We start from the raw sequence: 15,732 nt of genomic DNA on the forward strand, positions 1-15,732 counted from the left end.
ATTAACAGGATCGGTCAGGGATTAAAAGCCGCCACGCCGACCTAACTAAGTACTACTAGGTGGGCGGCCCGGTCCGCACCTGAACGTTCGCCAGCACGCGGGCCAAAGCGGCGTCCGCGGGCCATGTCCATCATGCACCGTTGCCTGCTGGTGGCATCATGGTCCAATGAGCGATAACAACGATCCCATGCTGCGTTCTGTCGAGCTGACCCGGACGGCAACGGCCCGTTACGTGGCGCGCAATGCTGCGGGCGCGGAACTTGAATTCGGCCACGGAGAAGGCCTGCTGAGCCCGGTGGAGCTGCTGCTGGCGGCGATCGCCGGGTGTTCGGCCATCGACGTGGACACGGTGACGGCACGGAGCGCCGAGCCTACGTCCTTCCAGGTCTCGGCGACCGGCCACAAGGTCGTTGAGGACGGTGCGAGCCGGGTGGAGGGCCTGCACCTGTCCTTCACCCTGGGCTTTCCCGATACGGCCGAGGGGCAGAAGGCCGCCGGCATGGTGGAGCGGCTGGTGGACCTCTCGCATAAGAAGTACTGCACGGTGTCACGGACAGTGGAGCGCGGAACTGCCGTCACCAACGAGGTACACGTCGCCCTTGGTGACACCGAGGGCTGACAGGCCGCCGGACGAAATCCGGCACCGGATCCCTGCCCTGTATCCTGAAATATAGGTTGAAGGGCTCCAGCGGCCTTCAACCAAGCTCAGTTCGTGACCTGATGACGGTCCGGACTCTTGGAACGGACTTCTTATCAGTACTGGTACACCAGCTCCCGTGGGAATCCCGATGTCGGCCCTCCAGCCCGCGCGCACGGCGGCAGTGGATGAGCCCGCCGTCGTGACCTGGGCCGAAGCGGGTGTCAGCATGACTGCGCGGTGGCGTTCGGCGAACGGCAGGCCGGCGCCGACGCGCGTCGAAGTGGTCTCCGACTCGCTTACGGCCGATGAGGCGAACCGGATGGCGTCACAGGGGATCGCGATGCTCTGGCACGGTGACTTCCATAACGCACGTCAGATCCTCAATGCCATGGACCGGCGGGTAGGCGCCGGAAAGAAGATCACAGGAACCGCGGCCGAGAAGTTCTACCGGCACCGCCAGTCCCGCTCGCATCGTGCACGCGTTCTCGGTCTGCTGCTGATTCCCCTTGATCCGGGCCCGGTGGTGCCGCTGCGCCGCGCACCGGATATCCGGGAGGCCGCCGCCGAAGCGTACGGCGAGATCGGCGAATCCTCCGTGGTGTCCCTGCATGAGCTGGTCGGGGCCATTGGCGCCCACGAGTGGCGGCGGAACGGCGTCTACGTCGATGCCCTGCAGGACCGCATCCACCCGCACTACGGCACGTTCTTCCCCACCCGCAGTGAATATGTGGATCTCGTGGCCGCCGCGCCGCTGCCCTCTGAGACGCTGGCGTTCGACGTCGGAACCGGCACCGGGGTGCTCGCTGCCGTCCTCGCCCGCCGTGGCGTCCACCGCGTGGTGGCGACGGACAATGAACCGCGTGCCATTGCCTGTGCCGCTGAGAATTTCCGGAACCTCGGTGTCCAGGACCGCGCTGAGGCCGTCCTGACCGACATGTTCCCGCCCGGACGGGCGCCGCTCGTTGTGTGCAACCCGCCCTGGATTCCGGCCACGCCGCATTCGTCCCTGGACAGCGCCGTCTACGACCCCGGCAGCAGGATGCTGTTCCGCTTCCTGAACGGACTCGCCGGCCATCTGGAGCCGGGCGGTGAGGGCTGGCTTGTCCTTTCCGACCTGGCCGAGCACCTTGGCCTGCGGACGCGTGAGGATCTGCTGGCCGCCATCGAGGCGGCCGGGCTGAAGGTGATGGACCGGCTCGACACCAAGCCAACGCATCCGAAGGCATCGGACCGCGACGATCCTCTGTTCGAGGCGCGCACGGCCGAGGTCACGTCCCTGTGGCGGCTTGTTCCCCGATAGACCTCGGCAATAGTCGTAGCCGACGAGTCGCCCGGCCAGCGGCCGCCGTCGGGAATTTCGACGCCGGCACCCGGGCTGGGTGCCGGCGGTTGAGTAGTGGTGCCAAAAGTGGCAGCATGTTGCGTGTGACGAGCATCGAAATAGCCGCCATCGATCGGACTAAAGAAAAGCAGATGTCTACTCGAAAAGCAGCGGTCATTCCGTCCCCGGTCGCGCACTATCGTTACTCGGTCCAGTGGTCGCCGGAGGACGACGAGTTTGTGGCGACTGTCCTTGAATTCCCGTCCCTCTCCTGGCTGGACGAGGACCAGTTCGAGGCGCTCCGCGGCATTGAACGGTTAGTGTCCGACGTCGTCGATGAACTTACCGAGTCGGGCGAACCGGTGCCTCAGGCAATTGCAACCCAAACGTTCAGTGGCAGGCTCAACCTTCGCGTACCTCCCGAACTCCACCGCAAACTGGCGATTGAGGCCGCCAATCGCGGAGTGCCCCTCAATAAGTACGCAACGGAGCGGCTGACGGACTAAGCGGTTCCGGCGACGGGTGGACGATTGTGCTATCGGCCGACTTGAGCGCTACTAACCGGAAACATCCTTCCGGTTCGGCCCTTTTCAGGCGCGAAGGCCACCAAACCACGCAGCTTCGGAAATATATTGCGTATTTGTTGATTTTAGGGCAGGGTTAATGATGGATCTAGCAAAATCAGCAATATATTTCAGAGGGGTTGCCGGGTGGAAGACATTGCGGCCATAGGTGCCAGCATCCGGCGGGCACGCAAGGAGGCCGGTGTCACCCAGGGTACGCTGGCCGACCTGATCGGCACGTCCTCGCGGACCATTCACGCCATCGAGAGCGGGACCGGTAATCCTTCGCTGGTAACAGTCGCCGCCGCGGCCAATGCGGTGGGGCTGCATCTAAGGGCTACTGATGGCTGAGGACCTGGGGCGCCTGAAATTTGTTCGCAGTGCGGACGTGTACAAGGCGGGCGTCCTTGCCGGCCATCTGAATCGGACTGTCCGCGGCAGCGTTGTCTTTGCCTACAGGCCGGACTTCTTCGCCACGGGCGGTCGCGCTGTCGCCACCACCCTGCCCTTCACCGCGGATCCGTTGGAAGCCCCCGGTGGCGCAGTGCCCTCCTTCTTCTCCGGCCTTCTGCCGGAAGGTCATCGCCTCACCGTGCTCAAGGACGCCGTGAAGACGAGCCTGGGCGATGAACTCAGCCTGCTCCTGGCCGTCGGCGCAGATGTCCCCGGCGACGTCCAGATCGTTCCCGCAGGGGAAGTGCCTCTGGAGCCCCGTCCGCTGGCGGACACTTCGCACCCGGAGGATCTGGACTTTGCTTCCCTGACTGAAGCGGTAGACCGGCACGGGCTGCCGGGTGTCCAATCCAAGGCCAGCGCCTCGATGTTGACTATGCCGCTGGCTCTGGCCAACCGCCGGTACCTGCTCAAACTGGATCCGCCCCAGCATCCGCATCTGGTCCTCAACGAAGCAGCCCACCTCGCGGGGGCTAAAGTCCTGAAAATCCCTGTTGCCAGGCACAGCGTCGTGCAGGACAGGAACGGCCTGCACGGACTCCTTGTTGAGCGGTTCGACCGGACCCGAGGCGATGGCCTTCTGCGTCTGGCCTTAGAGGATGGCGCTCAGGTCCTCAACCTCCCGCCGGCATCAAAATATGCCGTGAGTTCGGAGGCCGTAGTGCTGGCGCTGGCCGGGCTGTGCAAAGCCAAAGCTATCGCCGTCAGGAACCTCTACCTGCAGTTCGTCTTCGCATGGCTGACCGGCAACGGGGACCTGCACGCCAAGAATGTATCCGTACTGGAAGGTCTGAACGGCGGCTGGGTGGTAGCCCCGGTCTACGACATCCCGTGCACACTGCTCTACGGTGACGACACCATGGCCCTCGCCGTCGCCGGCAGGGTGAAGAACCTCAAGGCCAGGCATTGGCAGGAGTTCGCCGCCAGCATCGGCCTGCCGGAAAGGGCGGCCGCAGCCGCGAACAAAACAGCCCTTACTGCAGTCAGTACCATCGGCCTGGACACCCTTCCCTTCACCGGATCGCCACTGAACGGGACGCTAAGGGAACTGCGGTTCCGCCGCGCCGAGCTCACCGGGTTGCCGCGATGACCGAATCGACACCGCAGCGGATGGCGGCCGGCAAAACCAACGCGGGACGGTATGTTCGCGGCGCCGTGATCGCGGTGGTCCTGCTGGTGGTGAACGTCTACGTGGTCAAGTCGCTGTCCATCTTCGTCTCGCCCGTGCTGTTCCTGTTCGCCATCTTCCTCGAGGGCACCCTGCTCGGTGTCCTTGCCTACACCATCATCCGCGCGCTGGCAGAACCCGAGACCGTCCTCAGGTCCTTGCTGGTCTCCATGTGGGGCGGCCTGGAGTCCAACGAGTACGCCGAACGGCTCAGGCAGTCGCGCCGGCCGGTCTTGGTGTGGGCCCGGCGCCGCTTGACGCTGCATAGCCCGAGGGGCCTGCCGCTGACGGTGACGGTGGTGATTGCCGCCGTGCCGCTGGTCAACTTCGCCGGCGTACTGCTCAGCGTCGGTGGCGGAGGTCCGTTCTCCGGCGTCGATCAGCGGATCCTGAACCTGATGCCCGTGGTGAGGTCCGACGGCGAGACGTCCTTTTTCAGTGCTGTCACCGTCCTTGCCAGCGGGCAGAGCGTCCTGCTGCTCACTGCCGGCGCAGTTGCGGTGCTGTGGTGGAAACGGCGGCGGGCGGCCGCCTGGCTGTTCGCTGTTGCGGCGGCCGGCCAGGAGGCACTGACCTTCGCCGTCAAACTCCTGGTAGGGCGCCTCCGCCCCGATGCAGCACTCAGTCTGATCAGCGAAGACTCGTTCAGCTTCCCCAGCGGCCACACGGTCCGGGCCACTGTCCTGTTCGGCCTACTCGCCTACCTGCTGGTCAGGACGTACAGGTCTGCAGCCGCACGGGCCGTGACGGTGGTCTTGTACGCCGCGGCGGTGGTCCTGGTGGGGCTGAGCCGGGTCTACCTGGGCGTGCACTATCCCACGGATGTGTGGGCCGGGATCCTGCTGGGAAGTTCCCTGCTGGTGCTCCTGATCGGGTTTCTGGAAATCGCCAGCCGCTATGCGTTCCTCAGGAGCGGAAGGATCCGGCTGGCCAACAAGGTTGTGGTGGCGGTCCCGGCCGTCGTGGTGGTTTTTTCCGTTCTCGCATTTCCGGCGCTGGTCCATCCTGCCACCCCGGTGGTCCGGCCGACCGCCGCCACGCTGTCCACAGTGGACGAGTCAACGGTCCACAATCTCCCGACCTACAGCGAAACGCTTACCGGCGGCCGGATGGAACCCATCAGTTTTATCTACATTGGCTCAGAGGACCAGATCATCAGCACGTTCACCAGCCACGGCTGGACCCGTGCCGACCGGTCGACGGCGGCCAACACGCTCAGGGCCCTCGCCGTCGGGTTCCAGGGCAGCCAGTACGCCAGCGCCCCGGTCACGCCGTCGTTCCTCAACTCACAGCCTGAAGACGTGGCCTTCGAGCAGGCAACGGCCGCCCAATCCCTCCGGGAGCGTCACCACACGCGGCTCTGGCGGAGCGGGTACGCGCTGCCGGACGGCACCCCGGTGTGGGTGGCGACGGCGAGCTTTGACGACGGCATCGAATTCGCCGGCGCCGCGAAACTGCCCACCCACCACATCGATCCGGACATCGATGCCGAACGCGCCTACATCGTCGGTTCCCTCGGCTACCCGGCCCGGCTGCTCACGGTCACGCACCCGGAAGGTGGACAGAACGCGAGTGGCGACACCTACTACACCGACGGAAAGGCACAGCTGATCGACCTCCGTTGAGTCGGCGGATTGGATCTGGTTCGGGGGAGGGGCGTACGACGACGGCGCCCAGGTCGGGTGCAGCGGTTCGCCACGCTTAGGCACCGGACTCAGCGCCCGGAATCCCGTTGCCTGCTGGTGGCATCATGGTCCAATGAGCGAAAACAACGATCCCATGCTGCGTTCCGTCGAGCTGACCCGGACGGCGATCGCCGGGTGTTCGGCCATCGACGTGGACACGGTGACGGCACGGAGCGCCGAGCCTACGTCCTTCCAGGTCTCGGCGACCGGCCACAAGGTCGTTGAGGACGGTGCGAGCCGGGTGGAGGGCCTGCACCTGTCCTTCACCCTGGGCTTTCCCGATACGGCCGAGGGGCAGAAGGCCGCCGGCATGGTGGAGCGGCTGGTGGACCTCTCGCATAAGAAGTACTGCACGGTGTCACGGACAGTGGAGCGCGGAACTGCCGTCACCAACGAGGTCCACGTCGCGGTCGGTGACACCGAGGGCTGACGGGCCGCGGGAGGAAAGCCTAGCCCGCCACCGCCGCCTTTGCCGCCTGCGAGGCCGCCATCCACTCGCTCAGCCATGGCGCCCGGACGCTCGACGTGATCCGGCAGTCGGCCACGAAGGTTCCCTTGGCGCCGGCGTCGATCCAGTCCTTGAGCGCGTCAAGGTCCGCCAGTGAACGGATGATCGCCGACTCGGCACCGAGCGCGCGGGCAATCCCGCTGAAGTCGACTTCGGGGATCAGCATGGGCTTTTCGGTCAGGCCCTGGGAGCCATACTGGTGGATTTCGGCTCCATAGGCGGCGTCGTTGTAGATCACCACGATGGCGCTGCCCGCCGCAGCAATGAGCGATTCGAGGTCGGACAGGCCCATCAGGAAGCCGCCGTCGCCGGAGGCGAGCACCAGGGTTCGGCCGTCCTCCAAGGCGCGGGCTGCCCCGACGGCGCTGGCCAGGCCGAGCCCGATGGCCTGGTAGGCGGTCCCCACCATGACCAGGTCCTGGGGCCGGGGGATGTGCCAGTACATGGGTGCCCAGCCGACGAAGTGACCGCCGTCCTGGACCACGGTGCGGCGCTCCGGCAGCACGGCATCCAGTGCCGTGGCAAGGGAGCGCGGATCCAGCCGGCCGTCCGCGGTTTCCGCGGAGCCTGCATGGTGGGCCGGTCCTTCGGCCAGGCGCTTGCGGGCTTCGGCGCGCCAAGCTTCTCCCGAAGCCGCCCCATCCAGCAGCCGGAGAAGGCCTCCCGCTGCAGACTTCGCGTCCGCGCTGACGAACAGGTCCACCCGGGGGTGCGTGGGCTGCAGGGCGGTGTCGATCTGGATGACGGTGCTGTCCGGGCCGAGCAGGTGCCCGAACCGCATGGTGAAGGGGCTCAGGCTCGCCCCGGCCACGAGGACCACGTCGGCTTCAGCCATGAGCCCGGCCGCAGTGTCCGTGCCGAAACCGCCGGCGACGCCCAGGTACCCCTCGCCATTGAGGAGGTTGAGCGCCAGGGCGGTTCCGGCGGTTAGTGCGCCGAGGCGGTCGGCGAGCCCGCGGAGTTCCGGTCCTGCACCGGCGAGGTGCGCACCGCGGCCGGCGAGGATCAGCGGGCGCTTGGCCCCGGCGAGCAGGCGGGCTACTTGCCCGAGGCCGCCGTCGACGTCGTCCGTCACCTTCGGTGCGTGCGGTGCCGGCAGTTCCTCTTCTGCCGCCTCGAGCGCCGCGAGGTCGTAGGGAATGGCAATCACGACGGCGGTGCGCTTGGTGAGTGCGTATTCCACCGCCTGCTGGGTGATGGAGCCCGCGGCGTCGCGGGTGACGGTGAAGGTGGCCGCGCCGAGGGCCGCGGCGATTGCGGCCTGGTCCACGTCCTGGGGCCGGGCGCCGCTGCTCGGCGCGTCCCCGGTGACCAGCACCACGGGGATCTGCGCCTGAACCGCCTCGGCGAGGGCGGTGAGCGCATTGGTGTAGCCGGGGCCGTAGGTGGTGGTGCCCGCCGCGAGGCGTCCTGAGGTTCGGTAGTAGGCGTCGGCCGCGGCGATGGCGGCGCCTTCATGGCGGACGGGGGAGAATCGGAGGCCCAGCTTTTCCGCGGCGTCCAGGAAGTAGACGTTGCCGTTGCCCATCACGCCGAAGACATCGCTGAGGTAGCTGCTGAGAACCTGCGCCACGCGGCCGGAGACGGTAAGAGTAGTCATGCAGGAATCTTGTTGGCTGGTCAGCAGATAGGCAAGAGAGCTAACAGCGGCTGGGACTTTTGGCAGTAGGAGCTCGATGAAGTGACAAAATGCGCGCTTGTGGTGCACGTCACCCGCGTTTAGTCCGAAGTGCGGTTTTCCTGCCCGGACAGCCGGTCCAGGAGGCCGTCGTAGCGGGGCGGCATGAGTTCCAGCACGGAAATGGCCGTGCTGGTCCGCTGGATCCCCTCGATTTCCAGGATCTGGTTGGTGATGCGGTAGAGGTCCGCCGTGCCGCGTGCCACCACCTTGGCCATGAGGTCCGCGTCCCCGGTGGTGGCGTGCACCTCGATGACCTCCGGGATCGCTGCGAGCCCGTCCTCCACCGCGCCGGTCCGCGTCTGGCTGATGGACAGTGAGAGGAAGGCCATCAGGTCATATCCGAGCGCGGCGGGGTCCAGCCTCCTGCTGAAGGAGCGGAGCGCGCCGCTGCGCTCCAGCCGTGCCAGCCGGGCGTGAACTGTGTTGCGTGCGACGCCGAGCGTCCGCGAGAGCGCCAGGGCGCTGGCTTCGGGGTCCTTGTCCAGGGCCAGGATGATCCTGCCGTCGAGGGAATCGAGGGTGCGAGGGTGAGCGATGGTCATATTTTCACCAGACACTGTAGAAGTTGAGCAGAAGTCCCAATGGCTTGAGGGTATCTTGCATTGTGTGCCGGGTCACAACCATGATCGGTCCTTATGACCCCTGATCAGCTCCTGGCCACACCTGAAACCGCGCTCCCCATCCTTCGTGGCGCTGTGTCCGGACTTCCGTCCTACGTCCCGGGCCGCCGCAGCGCCGGTACGGACATCGCCGCCCTCGCCAGCAACGAAAGCCACTACGCTCCGCTGCCTGCTGCCGCGGCTGCGGTGGCAGAAACGGCGGGCACCATGAACCGCTATCCGGACTCGGCTGCCGTCGAACTCCGCGAACGGCTCGCCCGGCACCTGGGCGTCACCGCCGGGGAGGTAGCGGTGGGACCCGGCAGTGTGGGCGTCCTCCAGCAGATCATCACCGGACTGTGCGACGCCGGGGACGAAGTGATCTTCGCGTGGCGCTCCTTCGAGGCCTACCCGATACTGGTGGAGCTGGCAGGCGCCCGGCCGGTCCGCATCCCGCTGGACGACGTCGAGGGCCACGACCTCGACGCCATGGCAGCCGCCGTCACCGACCGCACGAAGGTGATCCTGCTCTGCACCCCCAACAACCCCACCGGCGTGCCGATCAGCCACGGCCGCCTCGAGGCGTTCCTGCAGACCGTCCGCTCCGACATGCTGGTGGTGATCGACGAGGCCTACGTGGAGTACGCCGAAGCGGGCAGCGGCCCAGACGCCCTGGCGCTGTACCGTCGGTACCCGAACGTCTGCATCCTGCGCACTTTCTCCAAGGCCTACGGGCTCGCCGGTTTGCGCGTGGGGTACGCCGTGGCGGCGCCGGATATTGCTGAGGGACTGCGCCGGACCGCTCTTCCCTTCGCGGTGAGTGCGCTGGCCCAGAAGGCAGCCGTCGCGTCGCTGGACGCGGGGGAGGAGATGGAAGCGCGCGTTGCCGCCGTCAAACAGGAACGCGCGCGAATGGCCGGCCAACTTGAAGCACAGGGCTGGAAAATGCAGCCGAGCCAGGGCAATTTCCTGTGGATCCGCGCCGACGACAGCCTCCGGTTGAGGCTGGTAGACGCGTTCGACGGCGCGGGCATCCTGGTCCGGGCGTACCAGGGGGACGGCATACGGATCACCGTGGCCGACCCCGTCTCCAACGATCGCGTGCTCCGGCTCCTCGAAGCCCACACCGGCTGAAAATCGACCGACCTTTTAGCAATCCGTTCCACCTACAACCAGAGGAATCCCCATGGAACAACAGACAATGACGTCTGCCCGCCCGCTCGGCGCGGCCCTCAAACCCCGCCAGCTCACCATGATGGGCCTCGGAAGCGCCATCGGCGCGGGCCTCTTCATCGGATCCGGCGCCGGCATCCAGGCTGCCGGCCCGGCAGTGCTGATCTCCTACCTCGTGGCAGGCACCCTCATCATCCTGGTGATGTGGGCCCTCGGCGAGATGGCTGCCGCCAACCCGGACAGCGGTGCCTTCTCCGTCTACACCGCCAAGGCGTACGGTCCGGTGGCCGGTGCCACGGTGGGCTGGCTGTGGTGGCTGCAGCTCGTGGTGGTAATCGCCGCCGAGGCGCTCGGCGCCGCAGGCCTGCTGGCCACCATCTTCCCCGCCCTGCCGGTGTGGCTGATGGCCTTCGTGTTCATCGTGGTGCTCACCGCCGTGAACCTCACCAGCGTGAAGAACTTCGGCGAGTTCGAGTTCTGGTTCGCCCTGCTCAAGGTGGCGGCCATCGTCGGGTTCCTCCTGGTGGGCGCTGCCCTGCTCTTCGGCTGGCTGCCGGGCGTACAGTCGCCGGGCCTGGCCAACTTCACCGGTGCCGGATTCGCACCCAGCGGTTTCGCCGGTATTGCCACGGCGCTCTTCGTGGTTGCGTTCGCGTTCGGCGGCACCGAAATTGTGTCCGTGGCGGCAGCTGAGACCGCCGAGCCGGCCCGCAGCGTGAAGACAGCAGTCCGGACCGTGCTGTGGCGCATCCTGGTCTTCTACATCGGTGCGATCTTCATCATCGCGGCCGTGGTTCCCGTGGGTTCGGCGGGGCTGAAGAGCCCGTTCGCCGCAGTCTTGGAGGCCGCCGGTATGCCCGGCGCAGCCACCGCCATCACCCTGGTAGCCGTGGCAGCATTGCTCTCGGCCCTCAACGCCAACCTCTACGGCGCCTCCCGGATGGCGTTCTCCCTTGCCGAGCGCGGTGAAGCACCGCGCTTGCTTGCTTCCGTGTCCAAGGCCCGGGTCCCGGTTGTCGCAGTCCTGGCCAGCGTCGCCTTCGGCGTTGTCACGGTTGTGCTGGAGCTGGCCTTCCCTGAAAAGGTCCTTCCCGTCCTGCTCAACATTGTGGGCTCGACCTGCCTGCTGGTGTGGACCTCCGCGCTCCTGGCCCAGCTCGCACTGCGCCTCCGCGCCGACCGCGAGGGAACGGAGCTTCCCCTGCGGATGCCCGGCTTCCCGTGGCTGACGGGCTTCGGTCTCCTCATCCTCGCGGCGATCTTCACGGTGGGCTTCATCGGCGAGGATTCCCGTCCCCAGCTCCTGAGCACTTTCGGACTCGTAGCGCTTCTGGCGTTGGCGAACTGGCTGCATCACCGTTCCGGGAAGGTTGCGCCCATTGTCGACGCATCGGACTCGGCAAAGGCCCCGGTGCTCATCGACTGATCAGGTGCTTTGACCCCTTTTGGGGGTCCGTGCACACGAAGGGCGCGTCCGGCTTTGGCCGGGTGCGCCCTTCACATTGGATTGTTGGCGTCGAGGTCCTGGTAAGCGCAAGCCGCGCACCGGATAGGCGGAGGGCCGCTCATGACGCCGGAAGATATTAACGAAGCGTTCAAGATGACGCCGTCGTACAGGGCTCCGGGGGAGTGAGGCGTAGCCGACGGGTCTCCTGGCCAGCGGCCACCGTCGGGAGTACGACGGCGGCGCCCCGGGTTGGGTGCCGCCGGTCGCCTCAGGTGTACATGAGGGAGGCGGGCGTGGTGAGCTTTTCGCCGGTCTCCAGCCAGGTTTTCAGGCCGGAGAGGATCATCGGCCGGCCACCGTAGAGCTGGTCGTCCCTAGTTCATTCAGATGTGATGGGTCTCTTAAAGTAGTCGTAGATCTCCGGCAAGACCGGCGATTCAAATTTCAAGTCCATCTGCACCACGCTCAACTTCGGGTCATTTGGCATGGTCGCTTCAATCGCATCCTGGGACCGCGCCCTACCGAGGTAGAAGAAGTCGGCGCCGTCGTTGTCATCTTTCTTGATGAACACGTGGAGTGCGACGTTGTTGTCAACGATAGGAACTACTTCGCCACTCGTCAGACGGCGTCGGCTACGGGTGAACCATCGCATGGTGGAATGGTCTAGGAGTTCATCGCCGTAATCGATGCTCGCCGTGACGCCCTCCGACTTGTGGTAAGTGACGAAGATCGGGCAGCTCATCGTGGGACGATCCACTTTGTATCCGTAGATCGTGGACATAACGTTCTTCTGCCAGCAGAGAAGGCGGCTTGCATCCTTTCGGGAATACTGTTTCCCCACCATGAAGGGATCCCCGTCCGCATACCTGTCAGATATGAGCGCGTACGCGGTGTCGAGGACGTCATCCACGCTCGCTGAAAAAAACTGCGAGGAGCTGTAGTTGTCGTCGAGCTCAGGTGTTAGTCCGACAGTTTCGTCATCCAGCCATTTCACGGCCGCAAGGTACTTGCTTCGCTCACTGTCGGTATTAAAGTCCATCGTGAGCGACCGGACCGCGCTCCGCACATGTGCGAGATCTGCTGCTATCCCATGCCGGGTAAATATGCTTGCCATTTCTGCAATCGTGAGTTGTCCTGTCGTCAGGAGTTCTCTCAGCAGGACAGTCTCATGTAGCCGTTTCGCAGGCAAAACCTCGTAGGACAGGAGTGCCAGCAAGCAGTTCTGGGCCGGGGTGATACCACTTGAGGTTTTCGTCAAGCGGTACACGAGAGCCGGATAGTTGTCGTCCCTGGTTGCCAGGAGGACCGGATCCACAGACTCAAATCTGTAAAAGTCCATGAGCTGAGGATTACCACCAAGACGATTCTTCAGCGCTTCAAAAGCAGCTTTAATGTTCTGCAACTTGTCGAGCGTGGTGTCCACGATGGATTGCAGAACACGTTCTTGAGAAATACGATCAAATCGCACGCTCGAGAGCCCCGGAAGAACCCCACTTTCCTCGGCGGCGATGAGGTTCTGTCGCAATGACTCCTTGTTCAGGGATTCGTCTCCAAATAATGCGATGGGAATCAGATAATTATTGGCATAGTTCCCGATGAAGTCGATTACCACCACATATTCCTTGTCGGGGTGCTTTCGTAGCCCGCGGCCAAGCTGTTGGACGAAGACAATCGCAGACTGAGTCTGCCGCAGCATTATCACTTGGTTAATGGAAGGAATGTCGACGCCTTCATTGAAGATGTCGACTGTCAGGATGTAGTCGAGTTCGCCACGTTCGAGACGAACAACCTGTTCTTCGCGTCGCGCGACAGGGTCCTCACCCGTTAACGCAACGGTCCTCAGCGGCCGTCCACGCAGACTTCGTTGGTTGAGCTGTTCGGAAAGTCTTGCAGCTTCATCCTTTCGACTGCAGAAAATCAATCCCCGAGGTGCCACTCCGGCCTGTCCGTAAAGTGCGATCGCCTCCAGAACGTGACTGACGCGGTCATCACTCGTTAGCCTGGCAAGGCAGTGCGGCTCCGCTGGGGCCGTCCCATTGCTAAATTCAACGTCCGCAATCCCGTAGTAATGGAAGGGGCTCAGCATGTCTTCCTCTAGGGCATGGTTGAGGCGGATTTCGTACGGCACATTGAAATCGAATATCTCATAGATGTTTATCCCATCGGATCTTTCCGGCGTGGCCGTGACACCTAGAAGGAACTTTGGTTTGAAATGATCCAGTATCCGGCGATAGCTCTCCGCTCCTGCTCTGTGGACTTCATCCACCAAGATGTAGTCGAAGGCATCCGGTGCGAGTTCTTTCATGACTTCGGGCTGAGAGAGAGTTTGGACTGTGGCGAAAACGTACTTCGTGTGCAGGTTCCTTGATCTAGCGGCCAATTTGCCGAAGTCCGCGGCATGGGCTCCGAGCACTAGCTGGAATTCCTGGATGGCCCTGTCCAGAATCTGCTCTCGATGCACAACGAACAACATTCGTTGAGGGTTCACGTGGCGAACATCCAGTGCGGATAGGATTGTCTTGCCTGTTCCCGTAGCGGAAATTACGAGGGCTTTGTCTTTTCCATCCAATCTCATGGTATGGATGGCCGCCAATGCGGCCTGCTGCATCGAGTTTGGAACAACGGTCTTTAAGAGGGGTAGGTCCTCATCGACCGGTAATGATGTCGGCTCGTCTTCGGCCCCATCGGCCGACGGAGCAGCGGGGCGGCGAAGGCCTCTTCGACTTCCCATACGGAGGTCCATCCGGGGGGACTGATACACCTCGCGGTATTGTTCGATCCATTCGGCCGTGAGGACATCTGAATTCTGGACTTCACTACTCAGAAGTTCGTGGAGTTGGCCCGCGAGGTCGCTACGATGGGCGGCGGAAACTTTGAGATTCCATTCGTGATTTTTGACAAGAGCATTCTCAGTCAAATTTGAACTTCCGAGGATCGCAGTGACGTTGTCCGAGTGATGGAAGACGTATCCCTTGGGGTGGAAGTCGCTGCGATGGTGCAGTCGGACGTCGATGGAGGCCCGGAAAAACTTGTTTGGCCGCGACAAATTGAGCAGTTCGGAGAAGGCATCGGGTGAATTGAAGCCCAGATAGTCAGAAGTGATGATGCGGCCTGTGCCGCTGAACTCGGCAAGTTCTTGTTTGAGAAGAGCGATGGCGCGGGGGGACACAAAAGCCACCGAGAATGTAAAAGAGGTGCATTTCCTGAGATTCTGACGCAGGACTCTCAGCATCGTGTTGCCCTTGGTGTTGAATACAATCTCGGGGCTGAATTGCCTCGGCGAAGAAACCGAGCGATTCAGGTATCCAAACCGGACATCTTGTTCAAGGACGAGCGGCGCGGAGTCCCATATGAAATCAGCCATTCCTGGCAAAAGCACCTTTGATAATGTCTACGGCAGGAATGTCGGCTGGGGCCCATATCAGGCTGTCCAGTTCTTCCGGCTTAAGCCAAACCACGTCCGCATGCTCGGTAAGGCACGGCTCTCCGGCTACGAGCTCACAGTAGAAGGTCGTGAGACTCACGATGCCGAAGTCGTACTTATGGACAGTAGTGGTAACTTCGGTGCCCACCTCTACTTGACAGTGAAGCTCTTCCACGATTTCGCGCTCAAGGGCTTCGCGGGGCGTCTCAGCAGCTTCAATCTTTCCGCCAGGGAACTCCCACATGCCGCCGAGAGCACTGGCCTCGCCGCGCTGGGCACAGAGAACCAGACCGTCTCTAAGAATTACGGCGCCAACCACGTTGATTTGCTTTGCCACAACTACCTCGCTTCTTCGGTTCTAGTCTAGAGGGCTCGTTGCCGGAGATAGCTTCAAGTGGGCGTGGGGCGGGCGGAAGCTCAGCAAGCAGTTGGGGCTTTCGCGGAAGATTGAGTCTGTGCATCCCTAGTGGTTGAGCTCGTCGAAACCCGAGGTTTCAACAAGCTGAACCCCTTGCTTTGTCTAAGGAAGCGGCTGCCGTTCGCCGACGCTAAAGGGACCGTTGGGCGCAACGTAGTCCCGCCGTCGTCGTTCTATCCGCTCCTGTTGGCCTGGCGAAGGGATCCTGGCGCCCTTTGCCCGGTTGCACCTGGGGCAGGCAGCGACGAAGTTCTGCAGGCTGGTGGATCCGCCCTTGGACCAGGGGTAGAAATGGTCGCCGTGCTCGGCGGGCCGGGAGCAACGGCGCCGGAACCCTGCCTCCATTTCACACAGACCGGCAGCTCGGGCCATGCCTTCGCGGCGCTGCTGGCGTGTGAAACGCCTGACCGGGTCCCGGCGTCGGAGGTCCTGGGCGCGGATGACGGCAGCAACGATGATCAGGACGACAAGAAATGCGCCGGGCAGGGCAGCGGCAGCCAGAACGCTTTCTAGCATTCCGCGCAGGACCTCGGTCACGGAGGAAATCCCAGTCCCGGAAACTTCTGTTGGCTTTGGCATGAGGGCCAGGAAGACTGAGATTCCTAGCCACATCATTACGGCCGCATATGCCAAGCGCAAAGCCTTTCGGCTC

The 15,732-nt window shown here is 63.7% G+C and carries 14 protein-coding genes and 1 pseudogene; 9 read left to right on the plus strand and 6 right to left on the minus strand.

Features of this window, described 5'->3' with window-relative positions; all coding sequences use genetic code 11:
• Positions 1–166 precede the first annotated feature (166 nt).
• The 7 genes from QK290_RS14915 to QK290_RS14945 all read left to right on the plus strand — a co-directional run bounded on the left by QK290_RS14915 (position 167) and on the right by QK290_RS14945 (position 6,260).
• Positions 167–619 carry an OsmC family protein gene (locus tag QK290_RS14915; RefSeq protein ID WP_282331418.1) on the plus strand — a complete coding sequence of 151 codons (453 nt, stop codon included), beginning with the start codon at positions 167–169 and terminating at the stop codon, positions 617–619.
• 169 nt (positions 620–788) lie between these two features.
• Positions 789–1,940, plus strand: coding sequence for a class I SAM-dependent methyltransferase (locus tag QK290_RS14920; protein ID WP_282331419.1), 1,152 nt, complete (start codon positions 789–791; stop codon positions 1,938–1,940).
• Between the two features lie 173 nt (positions 1,941–2,113).
• Positions 2,114–2,467: a toxin-antitoxin system HicB family antitoxin gene (locus QK290_RS14925; RefSeq protein ID WP_282331420.1), complete on the plus strand. Its 354-nt coding sequence runs from the start codon at positions 2,114–2,116 to the stop codon at positions 2,465–2,467.
• A 204-nt stretch (positions 2,468–2,671) separates the two neighbouring features.
• Positions 2,672–2,875 (plus strand): helix-turn-helix domain-containing protein, encoded by a 204-nt coding sequence (locus tag QK290_RS14930; protein ID WP_282331421.1) that lies wholly within the window; start codon positions 2,672–2,674, stop codon positions 2,873–2,875.
• On the plus strand, positions 2,868–4,067 hold the full coding sequence (locus QK290_RS14935) for a HipA domain-containing protein (protein WP_282331422.1): 1,200 nt from the start codon (positions 2,868–2,870) through the stop codon (positions 4,065–4,067). The genes QK290_RS14930 and QK290_RS14935 overlap by 8 nt, the downstream gene beginning before the upstream one ends.
• Complete coding sequence (locus tag QK290_RS14940) at positions 4,064–5,770, plus strand: LssY C-terminal domain-containing protein (RefSeq protein WP_282331423.1); 1,707 nt, start codon at positions 4,064–4,066, stop codon at positions 5,768–5,770. Before QK290_RS14935 ends, QK290_RS14940 begins: the two co-directional genes overlap by 4 nt.
• 133 nt (positions 5,771–5,903) lie before the next feature.
• Positions 5,904–6,260 (plus strand): OsmC family protein, encoded by a 357-nt coding sequence (locus QK290_RS14945; RefSeq protein ID WP_282331424.1) that lies wholly within the window; start codon positions 5,904–5,906, stop codon positions 6,258–6,260.
• 19 nt (positions 6,261–6,279) lie between these two features.
• On the opposite strand, the gene QK290_RS14950 is transcribed toward QK290_RS14945, so the two are convergent.
• Together QK290_RS14950 and QK290_RS14955 are read right to left on the minus strand one after the other, a co-directional pair.
• On the minus strand, positions 6,280–7,938 hold the full coding sequence (locus tag QK290_RS14950; protein ID WP_282331425.1) for a thiamine pyrophosphate-binding protein: 1,659 nt from the start codon (positions 7,936–7,938) through the stop codon (positions 6,280–6,282).
• 119 nt (positions 7,939–8,057) lie between these two features.
• A complete protein-coding gene (locus QK290_RS14955; RefSeq protein WP_282331426.1) occupies positions 8,058–8,561 on the minus strand; it encodes an Lrp/AsnC family transcriptional regulator in 504 nt (167 codons plus the stop codon).
• 93 nt (positions 8,562–8,654) lie between these two features.
• Here QK290_RS14955 and hisC point away from each other — a divergent pair, with 93 nt between their 5' ends.
• Entirely contained in the window at positions 8,655–9,752 is a 1,098-nt protein-coding gene (hisC, locus tag QK290_RS14960; protein ID WP_282331427.1) for a histidinol-phosphate transaminase, read from the plus strand.
• 52 nt (positions 9,753–9,804) lie between these two features.
• Entirely contained in the window at positions 9,805–11,217 is a 1,413-nt protein-coding gene (locus QK290_RS14965; protein WP_282331428.1) for an amino acid permease, read from the plus strand.
• A 289-nt stretch (positions 11,218–11,506) separates the two neighbouring features.
• Here QK290_RS14965 and QK290_RS14970 read toward each other — a convergent pair.
• The 4 genes and pseudogenes from QK290_RS14970 to QK290_RS14985 form a co-directional block, all read right to left on the minus strand.
• Positions 11,507–11,608: pseudogene (locus tag QK290_RS14970) on the minus strand (ArsR family transcriptional regulator); the annotation flags it as partial.
• Positions 11,609–11,617: 9 nt separating this feature from the next.
• Positions 11,618–14,602 carry a DEAD/DEAH box helicase gene (locus QK290_RS14975; protein WP_282331429.1) on the minus strand — a complete coding sequence of 995 codons (2,985 nt, stop codon included), beginning with the start codon at positions 14,600–14,602 and terminating at the stop codon, positions 11,618–11,620.
• A complete protein-coding gene (locus QK290_RS14980) occupies positions 14,595–14,999 on the minus strand; it encodes a (deoxy)nucleoside triphosphate pyrophosphohydrolase (RefSeq protein ID WP_282331430.1) in 405 nt (134 codons plus the stop codon). The genes QK290_RS14975 and QK290_RS14980 overlap by 8 nt, the downstream gene beginning before the upstream one ends.
• Before the next feature lie 183 nt (positions 15,000–15,182).
• On the minus strand, positions 15,183–15,695 hold the full coding sequence (locus QK290_RS14985) for an HNH endonuclease (RefSeq protein WP_282331431.1): 513 nt from the start codon (positions 15,693–15,695) through the stop codon (positions 15,183–15,185).
• Between the last annotated feature and the right edge of the window lie 37 nt (positions 15,696–15,732).

Source organism: Pseudarthrobacter sp. AL07 (genome assembly GCF_029960665.1).
Classification (GTDB): domain Bacteria; phylum Actinomycetota; class Actinomycetes; order Actinomycetales; family Micrococcaceae; genus Arthrobacter.